General features: G+C 54.5%; 10 protein-coding genes. 8 read left to right on the top strand and 2 right to left on the bottom strand.

All coding sequences use genetic code 11. The annotated features are described in order from the left end of the window. Positions 1–69: 69 nt before the first annotated feature. Both E9954_RS13710 and E9954_RS13705 read left to right on the top strand, forming a co-directional pair. Positions 70–552: a 23S rRNA (pseudouridine(1915)-N(3))-methyltransferase RlmH gene (locus E9954_RS13710; RefSeq protein ID WP_136079715.1), complete on the top strand. Its 483-nt coding sequence runs from the start codon at positions 70–72 to the stop codon at positions 550–552. A gap of 12 nt (positions 553–564) precedes the next feature. Next, the gene (locus E9954_RS13705; RefSeq protein WP_136079714.1) at positions 565–1,689 is read left to right on the top strand and encodes a DUF481 domain-containing protein; all 1,125 of its coding nucleotides are present in this window, start codon (positions 565–567) and stop codon (positions 1,687–1,689) included. On the opposite strand, the gene E9954_RS13700 is transcribed toward E9954_RS13705, so the two are convergent. Continuing rightward, positions 1,686–2,576, bottom strand: a complete 891-nt coding sequence (locus E9954_RS13700; protein ID WP_136079713.1) for a hypothetical protein — start codon at positions 2,574–2,576, stop codon at positions 1,686–1,688. The two genes, E9954_RS13705 and E9954_RS13700, sit on opposite strands and share 4 nt — an antisense overlap. 105 nt (positions 2,577–2,681) lie before the next feature. Between E9954_RS13700 and E9954_RS13695 the strand changes: the two genes are divergently transcribed. Next, on the top strand, positions 2,682–5,258 hold the full coding sequence (locus E9954_RS13695; protein ID WP_136079712.1) for a DUF294 nucleotidyltransferase-like domain-containing protein: 2,577 nt from the start codon (positions 2,682–2,684) through the stop codon (positions 5,256–5,258). A 73-nt stretch (positions 5,259–5,331) separates the two neighbouring features. Here the strand turns inward: E9954_RS13695 and E9954_RS13690 are convergent, their stop codons facing one another. Beyond that, positions 5,332–7,149 (bottom strand): ankyrin repeat domain-containing protein, encoded by a 1,818-nt coding sequence (locus tag E9954_RS13690; RefSeq protein WP_136079711.1) that lies wholly within the window; start codon positions 7,147–7,149, stop codon positions 5,332–5,334. 146 nt (positions 7,150–7,295) lie between these two features. On the opposite strand from E9954_RS13690, the gene E9954_RS13685 reads away from it, so the two are divergent. The 5 genes from E9954_RS13685 to cas7c all read left to right on the top strand — a co-directional run bounded on the left by E9954_RS13685 (position 7,296) and on the right by cas7c (position 15,259). Next, entirely contained in the window at positions 7,296–8,879 is a 1,584-nt protein-coding gene (locus E9954_RS13685; RefSeq protein WP_136079710.1) for a hypothetical protein, read from the top strand. A 402-nt stretch (positions 8,880–9,281) separates the two neighbouring features. Further along, positions 9,282–11,732, top strand: a complete 2,451-nt coding sequence (gene cas3, locus E9954_RS13680) for a CRISPR-associated helicase Cas3' (protein WP_136079709.1) — start codon at positions 9,282–9,284, stop codon at positions 11,730–11,732. Beyond that, a complete protein-coding gene (gene cas5c, locus E9954_RS13675; protein WP_136079708.1) occupies positions 11,725–12,462 on the top strand; it encodes a type I-C CRISPR-associated protein Cas5c in 738 nt (245 codons plus the stop codon). Before cas3 ends, cas5c begins: the two co-directional genes overlap by 8 nt. Further along, positions 12,459–14,354 (top strand): type I-C CRISPR-associated protein Cas8c/Csd1, encoded by a 1,896-nt coding sequence (gene cas8c, locus E9954_RS13670; protein ID WP_136079707.1) that lies wholly within the window; start codon positions 12,459–12,461, stop codon positions 14,352–14,354. The genes cas5c and cas8c overlap by 4 nt, the downstream gene beginning before the upstream one ends. Before the next feature lie 17 nt (positions 14,355–14,371). Then, the gene (cas7c, locus tag E9954_RS13665; protein WP_136079706.1) at positions 14,372–15,259 is read left to right on the top strand and encodes a type I-C CRISPR-associated protein Cas7/Csd2; all 888 of its coding nucleotides are present in this window, start codon (positions 14,372–14,374) and stop codon (positions 15,257–15,259) included. The last annotated feature ends 98 nt before the right edge of the window (positions 15,260–15,357 follow it).

Here is a 15,357-nt window from a genome sequence, read left to right as displayed (position 1 = left end):
GCCGCGTTCCATTTGGTTGGAGCGCGGCTTTTTCTTTTTCCGTTCGAAGGAATAGGGCATAAACCGCCCATGAAGATTTGCATATTGCTCCCGGGAAAAATCAAGCCGAAGGCCTTGGCCGCCGCGCAGGATGAATATATCAGGCGGCTGAAAACGTTTGGGGTCGAGGTGGCGGAATACAAGGATGAAAAGGTTTCCTCGCATTCGCCGGAGCAGACGAAGCAGGCCGAGGCCGACCGGATCTTCAAGCTCTTGAAGCAGGGCGATTTTCTTGTGGCCTGCGATGAGCGCGGCAAGACAATCCAGACCCTCGAAATGGCGGAGCTGCTCAAAGCCGGGCGGCAGGGCAACCATCCCATGGCGGGCAAGCGCCGCATGGTTGTGGTGGTTGGCGGCGCGCTTGGGCTTGCGGAATCGGTTCGGCAAAAAGCGGATGCGGTTTGGTCGCTCTCTTCGTTGGTCATGGCGGGGGGTATTGCGCGCGTGGTTTTGCTTGAAGGTTTGTATCGGGCGTTTACAGTCGTTGAGAACCATCCGTACCACAATGAATAGAGGAGATATGAAATGAGTCGTTTGAGCAAGACCCTATTTGCTCTGGTTGTATCCACTTCAATATCCGTTTCCGTATCGGCCGATAAGGAGGCCTGGAGCAACTTTGCCCCGCCGGAGGACAAGAAATTCGACTGGATTCAGTTGAATTCCGGCGAATGGTTAAAGGGCAAGATCAAGGTGATGTACAACTATACCTTGGAGTTCGATAGCGACGAACTCGATCTGCTGGAGCTGGATATGGACGATGTGAAACAGATCCGCTCCAGCGGGGTGCAGCGGATCATGGTTGAAAAAAGACGACGTGATGTGGAAATCCTGCGGGGCAAGCTGGTGGTTGATGGCGAGACGGTCAAGCTGATCAACGGCGAGGATGTCCAGGAGATCAATCGCCATCGGCTGGTTTCGATTGCCGGGGGTGCTCAACGTGAGCGCGACCAATGGTCGGGTAGCTTTTCGGTCGGCCTTACGGCCCGCGGCGGAAACACCGAAACAACCGACGTGACCAGCATGGCCAATATTAAGCGGCGTACGGCCATGACCCGCATGAGCATCGATTATATCGCGAACTATAGCAAAGCGAAGGATACCCAAACCGCAAAAAACCAGCGCTTGAATGGCTATTTCGATTGGTTCCTGACCGGCCGGCTCTATTGGAAAATCCTTGGGGCGGAATATTACCACGATCCATTCGTCAACATCGAAAGCCAGTATTCCATCTTCTCTTCGTTGGGTTACGACCTGGCCCGCACGTCCAAAACCGAGTGGACGGCAAATGCGGGTGGAGGTTACCAGGAAACCAAATTCGATTCGGTGCAGGTAGGAAATGATGACCAATCCAATTCAGGATTCGCTACCATCGGTACGCGGCTCGACCATGAAATCAGTGGCGATCTGGATTTTCTCTACGACTACAGCGCACGTTTCCTTAATGCGTCCAGCGGGGAATACACGCACCATATGGTCGCCACCTTGTCCTATGAACTGATTGCCGACCTGGATCTCGATGTCTCATTCATCTGGGACCGGATCGGAAACCCGACCCCTATCGAGTCGACCGATGATTCCGGTGTCGTGACGGTTTCCGTTCCCGAGCAGGACGACTATCAGATCGTTGTTGGTGTTGCGTACGACTTTTAATCTTCCTCCGGCTTCTCCTTGGGCTCGTCTTCCTTTGCTGCTTCGGCCGGTTCTTCCTCGGGTTGCTCGGGGACATCCCAGGGGAACTTTTTCATGACACTCTCGGGGGAGGCGATGTCGCGGACGAGCTTTTCGCCGTTCGGTCCCCGCATGGAGAGTTGGATCCAGGCACCGGAAAGTTCGGCTTTCAGGTCGATCTTGTCGCCCCATGTCCGGTTGGCCGAACGCTTGGTCAACGTGATGGTGTCGGTGGAAATGGTTGCCGGTTTCTTCGGCTCGAGGGGCTTCAGCCGCTTCTGGCCTTCCTTGGCCTTCTGCTGGTCAACGGCCATGTAACGTTCAGGCCGGGTATCATCCTCCGCGCGGCCCTTGTTGGCCTTCTCGTCCTTGATCGCTTTCTGCTGCTCGTAGTAGATGCGGTATTCCATGATGACGTTCTTGAGCGGGACGCCGCTCTTGTTTTCCATCGAGAGGATATATTTGTATTTCGTAATCTTGTCGGTCGCGACGATGATCACCCCGGTGTCGCCACCCCCGCCGCGCCGTCCGCCGCCACCGGAAAACTCGTCGCCAACATCCACTTCATGCTCCTTCTTGGTGCTTCCGACTTCCTCGCGCTGGATTTCGAGTTTGAATTTGGACGGCGACATGAACGCATCCGCCACGTTCCAATTTTCAATATAGGTCTGGTCTTGTTCGGAAAAGGCCGTGGCAGCCACCGTGATTCGCTTCCGGTCTTTCCGTTCGATCATGACCTTGCCGGTAGCGCTGTCGAAGCGAATGATCTTCGCTTCCAGCGTGCGGCCGTCCGTTGAGGTGAACGTTCGGTAGTCGTCGGCCAGTGCGACGGTTGCAATGAATACGAACAGTCCGATGAGTTTCTTCATTCATTTTCTCCAGGTTCAATGACACCACATAACGCTTTGCTTGGCATCTTATTGCATTTCCAATGATTGGAAAATTCTACGGGATCGGGTAGGGTTTTTTATCCAATGAAGATTTCAAGCCATGCCGATCGATCCGAGCAACTGGTGGGCGTCCGTGCCGAGGACATCCACAAGTGGATCGATGGTTTTTTCGATGCCGAAAGCTTCAACCATTTCCTGCGCACCGGAAGCCGGCGCGGGTTCGATCCATACAACCACCGCAAATACCGCCATTGCGCCGAGGCGCTGGAGGATGCCTATCGCGAGTTCGAAAGCAAATATACCCGCGAGCAGATCAAGGCCGTTTTCGAGAGCCACCTGCGCGACGACTACGACGGATTCATCCCGCTGCAGGAAGATTTCGAGAGCGGCATGTTCACCGAAAAATACCACGAGTCCGACGAGCGGGAGCTGGAAAAAATCCTGAGCGAGGCCGAGCTTTCGGAATATTTCAAAGGCAGTGCCTATCCCGGCTACGGGAAAAAGCAAAAGTTGCTCTCCGCCGGGTTCTACTGGCGCATTGTCTGGCCGACCGTGATTGCGGCCATCCTGTTCGGCTCCTCCGCCTTCACCATCATCGTGCCGGTCTTCCGCAATAGCATGATGAAGCAGAAGAAGGGCATGATCAAGGAGCTCACCTCCATCGCCGCCAACGCCGTCGAATTCTACCTCCACCAGGAGCAGTCCGGCGAGCTCACCCGCAGCGAGGCGCAAGCGCAGGCCGCCGCCGAGGTTTCCGAAATGCGCTACGGCATCGGAAACAAGGACTATTTCTGGATCACCGACATGCAGCCGCGAATGGTGATGCATCCCTACCGCCCGGAGCTGGTCGGCCACGATTTGGCGGACTATTCCGACAGCGAAAACAAGAGCGGCAAAAAGCTCTTCGCCGAATCCGTCGAACTCGTCAAGGCCGACAACGAGGGCTATCTCGAATACCTCTGGCAATGGATGGACGATCCCTCGCGCGCCGAACCCAAGCTCTCGTTCGTCCGCGGTATCCCGGAATGGGGTTGGGTGATCGGAACCGGCATCTATATCCACGATGTCGAGGATGAGATCGCACGCCTCTCCCGGAACCTGCTCATTGCCGACGGCGTCATTGCCGTGGCCATGCTCGCGCTAATGAGCAACGTGCTCTACCAGAGCCGCCGCATCGAGATCGACCGCAAGCGCGCCGAAACCGGTTTGCGCGAGGCGAAGGACCGCTACCGCGCGCTGGTCGAAGGCTCCAACGAAGGCTATGTGCTCGAAGTCGGCGGCGAGACGGTCTATTCCAACCACACCCTGCGCCGCATGACCGGCTACAACGATGCCGAGCTGGCCGGCCGTAAAATCTGGGAACTGCTCGAACCCGGCAACGAGATCAACGCTTTTGCCGCGCAGCACCTCCAGGAACTCTACGCCCATACAACCTCGTCGGCCGAATTCGAGGCGCGCATCCTCACCAAGGCCGGCGACGCCCTCGACGTCCTCGTCTCCACCTCGCGCATCTTTTTCTCCGAGAAAAACGGCCATGTCATCTCCTTCACCGAAATCCGGCGCGGGCAGCAGCATACGCTGCAGGCATTCTATGGAAGCGACGACACCCCCGAACTGCCGTTGCCCGAAATCCGGAAAAAAATCGAAGAGGCCAAGACCGCCGGACAGGTCGTCCAGGCACTCAAGGAGGTGCCCGAACTCGTGCGCGCCATGTCCGACCAAGGCGTCAAGCCCGGCATCCTGCGCGAAACCGTCGGCTCTTCATACGATGCCGCCATCCATCGCTTCATCGTCCAGTCGCTCCAGGAAAACGGCTCTCCGCCCGTGCCCTTCGCCTTCCTCTCCCTCGGCAGCAACGCACGCAATGAGATGACCATGTTTTCCGATCAGGACAACGGACTCGTTTTCGCCGATGTTGATCCGGACATCCTGCCCGAAACCCGCCGCGCTTTCCTGGCATTGGCCGACGATGTCTGCGGCAAGCTGCGGCAGGCCGGCTATCCCTATTGCTCCGGCGGCATCATGGCCGCCAACCCCAAGTGGTGCTTGTCGCTGTCCGAATGGAAACGGCAGTTCGGCAAATGGATCCTCAAGGCCACGCCGCAGACCATCCTGGAGGTCAATATCTTTTTCGACGTCCGCTGCGCCTACGGCGATGAGCCGCTCATGCGCGAATTGCGCGGGCATGTGCAGGAGCTCACCCAGCGGAATCCGGAGTTCTATATCCACTTCGCCAAGAACTGCCTGGGCTACAAGGCGCCGCTCGGCCTGCTTGGCCGCATCCGCACCGAACGCAAGGGGTCCGAAAAAAACATCGACGTCAAGGAGTGCCTCAAGCCCATCGAAACCTTCGCCCGCATCTATGCCCTCCGGCACAATGTCCTGGCCCCGGGAACGCTGGAGCGGCTGCAGGCCTTGTTCGAGGCCGGTGCCATTCCCGAAGACACCTATCGGGAGATGGTCTTTGTCTTCGACTATCTCTGGCAACTGCGCTTCTTCAACCAGATCGCCGCCCACGCCGCCCTCAGCACCAACATCGACGATCTCGATATTTCCACGCTGACCGATGTCGAGCGCGACAACCTCCAGAATGTCCTCGCCCGCATCCCCGCCTTCCAGACCCGCCTCTCCTACGACTTCCTCGGCGTCGCCGCCCCGTAGTGGGTGGAGGGGCAAGTTCCACCTTGCCCGATCATGATCGGATGGCGGACGGGGTGGAACCCGTCCCTCCAAGCTAAGGCCGGGCGCCGGCCTCGATGAGGACATCGAGAATGGCTTGGTTGCCGTTGGTCTTGGCGCGGCGGTAGGCGGTGGCGATCTCGTCGTAGTTGCCGATTTCGCGCAGGTCGATCTGGTTGATGCTGGGATTCATCTGGGCGTTCACGTGCGCCTTGAGCGCGATCAGGGTCTTGGCGGCATCGAAGTGGTTGGCGCTCACGGCATGCATGAGCGGCGTGGTTCCGAAGTTGGAACGGGCGTTGATGTCCGCCCCCCGCGAGCGAAGGTATTTAATGAGCTGGCTGTTGCCGCCTTTGGCGGCGAAGAAGATCGGGGTAAGCTTGCCCTCGGTGGGGCGGGAGCTGCCGAAGATGGTGATCTGCAGTTCACTGTAGCCGGTGGTGGCGTGGATCTCTTCGCCTCGCTGTTCAATCAGATAGCGGGCCGCCTCCAGGTTGCCCGCCTCGCAAACATCCATCAGCAGTGTTTGCCCTTCGGTGACCCCGACCCAGGCTTTCGACAGGTTGTATTTCTGCACGAGGAAGAGCCCTGCCTTTTCGTTCTTGCTGGCGAAGGCCTGCTTGATCCGCCCCAGGGTGGTTCCGTCCTTGCGCGGGTGGACATCCATGGTTTGGTAGATGTTGGCGAGGATTTTCGGAGCAAAGGTCTCAAAGAGTTCCTGGTTGTTGGCCAGCTTGCCGATGTCGATGTTGTAGATGTTGACTTCTCCGCTGTTCTTGAAGACAAAGTCGATCATGGGCTTGTCGCCATATTGCAACGCCAGGTTCAGCAACTCGGTGTAGGCGCCCTGGTTCAGGGGGTTCCTTGCCGAGCGGAGTTCAACAAACTGCAACGCCGCTTCGGATTCGCCGATTTCCAGGCAACGCTCGATGGCCTCTTCGATGTGTAGTTTGTGCAATGCATCCCAGGCGTCCGTCGGCAACGTCAGCAGCAATTCCGCTTCGGTTTTCGACATCGGGCCCATCCACTCGTCAAGATGCAGGGCGCGCACGGCATACGCCGGGTCTGCCCGCAAGGCCTCGGTGAAGGCCGGGCCGAAGGGGAGGGCGGCCAGATCGATCTTGTTGCAGTCGTAGCCCAGGGCAACCAGCTTGCAGGCGAGCGTTTCGTTGGTCTGTTGGCCGTAGACAAAGTCGCCCGCGTCGCGCAGGTAGGCTTCGGTTTGGCGGTCGATCACCGCCACGCTTGTGCGGCGCGGCATTTGATCGAGCAGGAATTCGATCTTGCCGGCATCGTTTTGCTGGAGGGCGTCGTCGATCTGGTCGGCGACAAACCGGCAATACTTGACGTTGAACGCATTTTTTTCGAGCGGGCTATGCACCTTGAAACCGGTCGCGGTGAAGGCCTCGGCATGCTGGGTGAAGAAGCGGGTGTCATATTTGTCGATCGCCCGATCCATGAAAACCGGTAGGGCCTTGGCATGCCTATCCAGGGTGATGTCCCGCCACTCGGCCCCGTTATCCCATATTTCCACCAGCTCGTTGTAGTGCGTCCCGGGCTGGGCGCCCTGGGCAACCGACCATTTGAACGTGCCGAGATCTTCGGTCATCACCGAAATCGAACAGGTCAGGTCGGGGATCTTCGCCACGTCGCCCGGAAGGGGATCACCCATGGCCTGGGCATGCTCGTAGGCTTCCTGCAGCCAATGCGAGCGTTCCTGGGGGATTTTGGCTTTGCCGGCCTTCTTTTGGCAATAGGCGATCCACTTGGCCGAGGCCTTGGGATCGGATGTGTCGGAAGGTTTTTCCGCACTGCAACCGGCCAGTGCGGCAACCAATGCGATTGAGAGTAAAAATACTAAATGGTTTTTCAAAACAATATTCCAGTCCCGTTAGAAAGCCGACGTTTGTATCACAAGGGGAAGCCGGTTCCAATCTTTCGGGGCAACAAAGCCATGGCAACGATGCCTTGCTCCCGCCCATTCCACTCCTTGCCATTTCACACCTTTAAAGGTGTGAAATGGGGCCAGCGACGCTGGACTGTCAGTCGGAAACCTTTCGCTCGCGGGTTCCAAACCTTGGAATGCGCCATGCAACGCGCTACATTTTCCCGATGAACATACCCGAATCGAACCGAACCAACCTCGCTGGCCTAGGGGCCGTTGCCCTCGGCTGCGCGCTCGCTTGGATATGGCTTGGGTTTCCGGCCCCGGGGATCGACGACGCCGACATCTTTTTTGTTTATGCCCGCAACGTTGCCGCCGGGCATGGGTTTGTCTACAACGTGGGCGGCGAGGCGGTCGAAGGCTTCACCTCGTTGCTATGGACGCTGGTCTGTTCCGGGCTCCGGGCATCGGAACCGTTGTTGCTCGTTGTGAACGTGTTGCTGGGGGGCTTCGCCGTTGGCGCCTGCCTGCGCCGGGTTGAACGCCCCGGCCTGTTCCTCGTGCTGCTGGCCGCGGCCCCGGCCTGGTTTGCCTGGTGCCAGCTGACCTTGATGGAGACCGGGTTGTGGTGCCTATTGATCACGCTGCTGGGTTTGGCCGTTGCCGAAGGGCGGCGGATGGCCGCCCTGGTGTTGCTGCCCCTGCTGGTGGTCACCCGGCCCGAGTCGATGCTCTGGGGGGCCTGGGCCCTGCTCTTGCTCTTCGCCCGGGCCGGGAAGGGGGAGCGGTTGAGGATGGTTCTCTTTCCGGCAGCGGCCTTTGGTTTGGCTTTGGCGGGGTTGGTGGGCTTCCGCCTCTGGTATTTCGGCTATCCCGTTCCCAACACCTACTACGCCAAGGTATCGCCGGGGCTGTTTTCCAACCTGTGGAACGGGCTGGTCTATCTCCGGAACTATCTGGTGGGCAGCCCGGCCGTGGCCCTGCTCGCGGCGACCGCCGCCTATGCGCTATTCCGCCGAAGGCCGGCCGGGCGCGGACTCTCCTTCTGGCTCGTCCTATACCTCCTCCCCGGCATCGCGATCCCGGTGCTGGTTGGCGGCGACCACTTTGGTGCGTTCCGCTTCTATCAGCCGCTCTGGCCGCTGCTGTGCCTGGTCGCCGCGCTCGAATGGCCCGCGCCGATCCAAGCCGTGCGGCCCGGGCTCGTGAAAATTTTCCTCATTCTGGTCCTCGTTTCGGGATGGGTCCTGTTCCCGCTAACCGCCAACCTCAAGCACGAGTTCCTGATTGCCCGCGAAGGACGCGCCAACGGCACGGCCCTCGTGCGAATGTTCGGCGACCTGGATGCCTGGCCAACCGTCGCCACCATCACCGCCGGAGGCAACAAGCTAACCTATCCCGGCCATGTGCATGATCTGATGGGCCTCAACTCCACCCTCATGGCGCACGCGCCCGGCGAACGTGCCGCATATAAAAACCATACCGGCTTCAACCGGGGCGTGTTCTACCGCTGGCAGCCCGACATCCTGCTCTGCGGCGATTCCGCCGAATTCGATGCCCTCGTCCTCAACGGCCTGCACGACGATCCCCGCTTCCGCGCGCTATACGTCAAATGCACCCTCCACCGCAACGGGGCGCAGCTCGGCGCCTGGTACCGCAACGATTTCCTCATGGCCCTCCCCGGAACCGGCCGCCCCGTGGCGCCGCCGGAGGAATAGGGGGGTAAAGTATCCCCCTGGTTCCACGAACCTTCACATCCATATATCTTTATTTTCAGATAAAAAAAGAAACGAATCCCTTGCTGTCCCCATCTAAACACCTATAATCCATTACGTGTTTTTGCGCGTGCTAGTCGGGCCATTGAGGTCAGTGGCCATGTTTTGCAATCGACGATGATTTTGGGGTGCCATGGAATACTATGCCCACAGCAAAGAGGGAGCGGAGCCCAAAGACTGGCAGCCGCTCGGGCAGCATTTGGGAAACGTCGCCACCCGCGCCGCCCGATTCGCTGGGATCTTTGAGACGCACTTCCGAGAAGAACCGGATTTCCAGCGGATGTTCACTAAACCAACAGATTGGGGGGGCATATTTTTAAGGGATTCAATTTGCAGAGGCATGCCATGTATTTAGCGCATCAAAATCAAAGCTTGCAGGATCATCTCCGGCAAGTTGCAGAATTGTCGGGACGAAATGCTGAAAAAATTGGACTGACTGACTTGGGGACGTTGCTTGGTTTGCTTCATGATACCGGAAAATACAGTTCTGATTTTCAAGTTTATATTCGGTCTGCTATTGGATTGCTCAATCAGGACGTTGATGAGGAATATGTCGATGCGGGTCAGTTGAGGGGTACAATTGACCATTCCACGGCAGGGGCTCAAATACTATGGAATCGGTGTGCTCTGGATAATTCCCATCAACTTTTTGCTCAAATATTGGCGCTCTGCCTTGTTTCACATCATTCTGGACTCATTGATTGTCTTTCCAGTGGAGACGATGGAATTAAGGATTCCTTTACAGGTCGAATAAATAAACCCGACAACAAAACCCATCGCACAGAAGTAATGGATCGTTCTGAGGTTAGAGCGGAGGTTTCTAAGTTTTTGGAAAAGGAAGGATTGCTGCAGTCGTTTCAGCAGACCGTAAAAAAAATATATGCCCACATTCCGGAAAAACGTCAGGATTCCACTGTCTTTCATTTCCAACTCGGACTTCTGGTTCGTTTCCTTTTTAGCTGTTTAATTGATGCTGACCGTCAGGATACGGCTGATTCAGAGAAAGTTCATGCCGCTCAATTTCGACAAAATGGCAGTTATGTTGGTTGGAATGTTTTGATTGAGCGTTTGGAGCAACATCTGAAACGATTCGGTATACCGGATGTTGGAAGTGTGAACTGGATTCGTTCCAATGTCTCTCGGCATTGTCTGGAATCAGCCGGAAGGGATACCGGATTGTTCTCGTTAACCGTTCCGACCGGAGGAGGAAAAACGCTGGCCAGTTTGCGCTTTGCTCTGCATCACGCACAAGAGCATGAAATGGATCGGATTATCTATGTGATCCCATTCACATCAATCATCGATCAAAATGCGTGTGAAGTGCGTAAGATCCTTGAAGTAGATGAAGGAGATTCCGGGCGTATAGTTTTGGAGCATCATTCAAATGTCGGGGCCGAGCGGCAGAGCTGGAAGGAAAAGCTGCTTTGTGACAATTGGGACGCTCCGATTGTTTACACCACCATGGTTCAGTTTCTGGAAGCATTGTTCGGAGGGGGAACGCGTGGGGCCCGGCGCATGCATCAGTTGGCACGTTCCGTCATTGTTTTTGATGAAATCCAGACGCTTCCGATTCGGTGCGTGCACATGTTCTGTAATTCAGTGAATTTTCTCGTTCAGTCCTGCGGCAGTAGCGTGGTTCTTTGCACGGCCACACAGCCTCTGTTGGGAGATCAGCACATCGATCGTCTGAAAGGAGCATTAGCGTTGTCATCTGAGAATGAAATGATGCCGGATGTGCAGCAGTTGTTTGATCAGTTAAAACGGGTAGAGGTGCGGGATGAGCGAAAACCAAAAGGCTGGGCCGTGGATGAAATTGCTGAACTGACTGTCAATGAAGTGACGGAGTCAGGGAGCTGTCTGGTGGTGGTGAATACAAAAAAATCCGCCCGTGAATTGTATGGTAAGCTGTCGGAGTCGCTGGGGGAATCCTGCTTCCATTTGAGTACCGGAATGTGCCCGGCTCATCGCAGAGAAGTTTTAGATAAAGTCAAAAGTCGATTGGATAAAGCGCCGGTCGCGTGTGTCAGCACCCAATTGATTGAGGCTGGAGTGGATATTGATTTCGCATCGGTCATTCGCTATCTGGCGGGGCTGGATTCAATCGCCCAAGCTGCTGGGCGCTGCAATCGGCATGGAGCTCGAGCGGAGGGGCGCGTTTTTGTGGTGAATCCTGCTGAGGAAAATATTGATTGTCTGAAGGATATTGCGGTGGGCAGGGACAAGGCAAACACTGTGCTGGATGATTATGCCGAAGATCCTGCGAAGTATGGCAATGATCGGATCGGTCCGCCTTTGTTGGAGTGGTATTACCAAAACTATTTTTATGATCGATCCGCCGATATGGTTTATCCGGTTTCGTTGGGGAACTCGGGGCAAAAAGACAATCTTTTGAATCTGCTATCCACTAATCCGCTAGCGGTTTCTGAATATCAGCGTGTGCACAGGGAGTCTCCCTCCATTTACCTTCGACAATCCTTCAAGGAAGCCGGACGGCTTTTCAAATCCATCGATGCACCCACCCAAAGCGTCATCGTGCCGTTTGGAAAAGAAGGAAAGGATTTGATTGGCGAGTTATGCGGGGCCTTTGATGTCGAAAAACAGTTTCCGCTCTTACGCAAAGCCCAGCAGTTTTCAGTAAACCTATTTCCGCATGAATTCCGGAAGCTACAGGAAGAGCAGGCCATCTTCCGGATTCAAGAGGAGACGGAGATTTTTTATTTGGATCAGAAATATTACAGCAATCGGTTCGGTGTTTCACTTGAACCCATTAACGAGGAGGAACTCCTATATGTATGATACAGCAAAAAACACAATCGAATTCCGATTATGGGGGAAATATGCACTTTTCAGCGATCCCTTAACCAAAATGGGTGGAGAAAAATGCTCCTATCATGTCCCAACCTATGAAGCGTTGAAAGGTGTGTGCAAATCCATTTACTGGAAGCCGACGCTGATCTGGATTGTGGATGAGGTTCGGGTGATGAAACAGGTCCGAACTCAGAGCAAAGGAACGAAGCTGCATCGGTATCAAAATGAAACTCCGGAGCTTTCCTACTTCACCTTCCTTCACGATGTTGAATATCAGGTGAGGGCGCATTTTGAATTCAATCAGCACCAACCTAATCTGAAAGAGGATTGGGTGGACGGAAAGCATTTCGCTATCTGCAACCGAGTGCTCAAAACTGGTGGACGGCAGGACATATTTCTCGGAACGCGCGATTGTCAAGGCTACGTCGAGCCGTGCGCATTTGGTGAAGGAATCGGAGCCTATGATGGCCTCGATGAAATGGCATACGGGCTAATGTTTCACGGGTTCGATTATCCCGATGAAACCGGAAAGCATGAGCTGTGGGCGCGATTTTGGCGGCCGGTATTGCGCAACGGCATCGTTCGCTTTGAGCGTCCGGAATCCATCTCGCAGGACCAGCGCAAGTTTGTTCGGCCAATGACTCCGAAAACCTTCGGCATCAACCAAAATGTAAAACCGAACCAGAAGGAAGCGGAAGAAATGGGGGTGATCGAATGAGCTGGATGCAGAAACTTTACGAGACCGCCAATGAAATCGAGAAAATGAATCCTGATGAAAAGCAACCTTGGCCCATTGCACATATGGCAAAAGTTGCCCATGTTGAAATCATCTTAAATCATGAAGGAAAGTTGCGGAATATTCGCCAATTATCATCGTCTGAGTCCGTAACCATTATTCCTGTCACAGAGGAGTCTGCTAATAGAACGAGAAATGTTGACCCACACCCGCTCTGTGAGGAGCTGGGATATTGCGCCAAAGATTTACCTGACCGAGACCCTGAACGATATGGACTAATGAAATCCTTGATGGAGGGTTGGCTGGCTTCATTTCCTCATCCAAAGGTTGCGGCGGTATTCAATTATCTGGAAGGCGGAACAATCTATTCAGATATTGAAAAACATGGGCTGATTCCACTGAAAACAAAAAAAGAGAAGGGGAGCGCGACAAAAATTGATTCTAAAAAAGTTTTTGTCCGTTGGCGGGTCGAGTCCAGTGACGATTTGTGTAGCGGAACCTGGGAGGATGAGACCTTGATAAATTCCTGGCAGAGATATGACGCGAGTACAAATGCTCAACAGTCATTTTGCATGTTGTCTGGTGAAATGGTTCGAGTAGCCACGAAACACTCCAGATTTTTGCGAGCACCGGATGACGGTGCAAAATTAATCTCTTCTAATGATAACGATGGGTACACATACCTTGGGCGGTTTACAGACTCAAAGGATGATGCGGGGAAGCAGTGTTGCACAGTCGGTTATGTGGAAAGTCAGAAAGCGCACAATGCTCTAAGGTGGCTGATTTCTCGCCAAGGCTACCGGATAAGTCTAAGTGAACTTGGGCTTACATTTCTTGCTTGGGCAGTTTCCGGAAAAGAGATTCCTGATCCTACGGCCAATTCGCTGGATTTTCTCGGTGTTCCAGATGAAGCCGATATTTCAGAGAAACCATTGGCGACAGATGTCGGCCAAAATTTTGCGTTGCGACTGCGGCGAAAGATGGCTGGCTATGCCGCAGGAATCCGCGACTCCGAAGACATTGTGGTCATGGGGCTGGACTCGGCCTCAAAAGGGCGCTTGGCCATTATCTATTACCGCGAGCTGACCGGCTCCGAATTTCTAAGACGGGTTGAGCAGTGGCACCACTCATTTGCCTGGACGCAGAATTTCGGCAAAGACCGCCATTTTATCGGTGCTCCGGCACCGAAGGAAATTGCATGGGCGGCCTTCGGTAGAAAAGTCGAAGGGAAAAATGGAGTCAAGCTGCTGGGTTCAACCGTGGAACGGTTGTTCCCGTGCATTATTGACGGCGCTCCGTTGCCGCGTGATTTGATGGTGTCATCCGTGCGGCGGGTTTCGAATCGCCCGGGGTTGGAGCATTGGGAGTGGGAAAAATGTCTGGGGATCGCGTGTTCGCTGTTTAAGGGAATTCACAAGGATAGGAGCTATAAGATGGAACTGGAAGATGACAGAAATACAAAAGATTACCTGTATGGCCGTTTATTGGCGGTCGCGGAAAGAATCGAATCAACAGCCCTGTGGATGGCCAAGGAAAGCCGCGACACCACCGCGGCCCGGTTGATGCAGCGGTTTGCGGATCGCCCGTTTTCTACTTGGCGAACTATTGAAACAGCGCTGGTTCCCTATATGTCGCGTATTCAGACCCGAATGCCCGGTTTGCGAAAAGGCTACGACGAGTTGCTGGATGAAATTCATGTGAAGCTGAACGGAAACGGATACACCGAGGACACCCGGCTTACCGGCGAATACCTGCTGGGTTACCACTGTCAGCGGGCCTGGTTTAAAACGCACAAGCGCGATCATGGGAAATGGGTGGAAAAAAATCCGGATGAACCGGAAGTAAACGATGTGGAAACTGAATTAGCAAACTAACAGCGGAGGATAGAAATATGTCAGCACTAACAAAGAAAATTGATTTTGCCATTATCATGGAAGTGAAGAATGCCAATCCGAACGGCGATCCCCTCAACGGGAACCGTCCTCGTACCGATTACGAAGGACTGGGGGAAATTACAGACGTTTGCCTAAAGCGAAAAATCCGGGATCGATTGGTCGAACGATACATGCATCTGTCCGACGAGGAAAAAGACGGGCAGGCTGTTTTTGTCCAATCGGATGATCGCAAGACGGACTCGCACAAAAGCCTGAAAGCTCGTGCTGAAGATTCGAAAGATGGCTTAGGGAAAGATACATTCAAAAAAGGGGCAGATAAAGACAAGGCAATTGAAGCCGCTTGCAAAAAATGGATTGATGTACGAGCTTTTGGTCAGTTGTTTGCCTTTGGGAAAAGCGAAGGAGCAGACGGTGTTTCGATTCCTGTTCGCGGGCCGGTTACGATCCAGTCGGCGTTCAGCTTGGAACCTGTTGGAATTACCAGCACACAAATTACAAAAAGCACAAACAGTGAGCCGCCGAAAAAAAGCGGCGATGAAAACAGTATGTCTTCAGACAGAATGGGCATGAAACATCGTGTCGATAAAGGCATCTATGTGACATATGGAAGCATGAATCCACAGTTGGCGGAGAAAACCCAATTCAGTGATGACGATGTTGAAATCATTAAAAAAATTCTACCCCGCCTTTTCGAAAACGACGCATCTTCCGCCCGACCAGAAGGAAGCATGCGGGTACGCACCGTTCTTTGGTGGGAACATGGAAGCAAATGCGGTCAATACTCGTCGGCAAAGGTTCATGGTAGCTTGAAGGTTGAGCCTGATGGTTCTTTTGACTTCGATGAACTCGATGGCTTGACTCCTGAACCAATCGATGGATTCTAGGCACAGCGCCGGACGGGGTGGAGCTGATTGAGATGCTGTAGGCACGTTGATGGAGCGGAATCCTCTGCTCCAGCAATGTGAGTTGAAATTTGAGATCT

It is taken from the genome of Pontiella desulfatans (assembly GCF_900890425.1).
Classification (GTDB): Bacteria; Verrucomicrobiota; Kiritimatiellia; order Kiritimatiellales; family Pontiellaceae; genus Pontiella; species Pontiella desulfatans.
This window is presented reverse-complemented; position numbering and strand designations above follow the sequence as displayed.

Bases quoted from the DNA above. Each gene is read 5' to 3' on its own strand.
- E9954_RS13710 (WP_136079715.1), top strand. From the start codon at position 70: ATGAAGATTTGCATATTGCTCCCGGGAAAAATCAAGCCGAAGGCCTTG.
- E9954_RS13705 (WP_136079714.1), top strand. From the start codon at position 565: ATGAGTCGTTTGAGCAAGACCCTATTTGCTCTGGTTGTATCCACTTCA.
- E9954_RS13700 (WP_136079713.1), bottom strand. From the start codon at position 2,576: ATGAAGAAACTCATCGGACTGTTCGTATTCATTGCAACCGTCGCACTG.
- E9954_RS13695 (WP_136079712.1), top strand. From the start codon at position 2,682: ATGAAGATTTCAAGCCATGCCGATCGATCCGAGCAACTGGTGGGCGTC.
- E9954_RS13685 (WP_136079710.1), top strand. From the start codon at position 7,296: ATGGGGCCAGCGACGCTGGACTGTCAGTCGGAAACCTTTCGCTCGCGG.
- cas3 (WP_136079709.1), top strand. From the start codon at position 9,282: ATGTATTTAGCGCATCAAAATCAAAGCTTGCAGGATCATCTCCGGCAA.
- cas5c (WP_136079708.1), top strand. From the start codon at position 11,725: ATGTATGATACAGCAAAAAACACAATCGAATTCCGATTATGGGGGAAA.
- cas8c (WP_136079707.1), top strand. From the start codon at position 12,459: ATGAGCTGGATGCAGAAACTTTACGAGACCGCCAATGAAATCGAGAAA.
- cas7c (WP_136079706.1), top strand. From the start codon at position 14,372: ATGTCAGCACTAACAAAGAAAATTGATTTTGCCATTATCATGGAAGTG.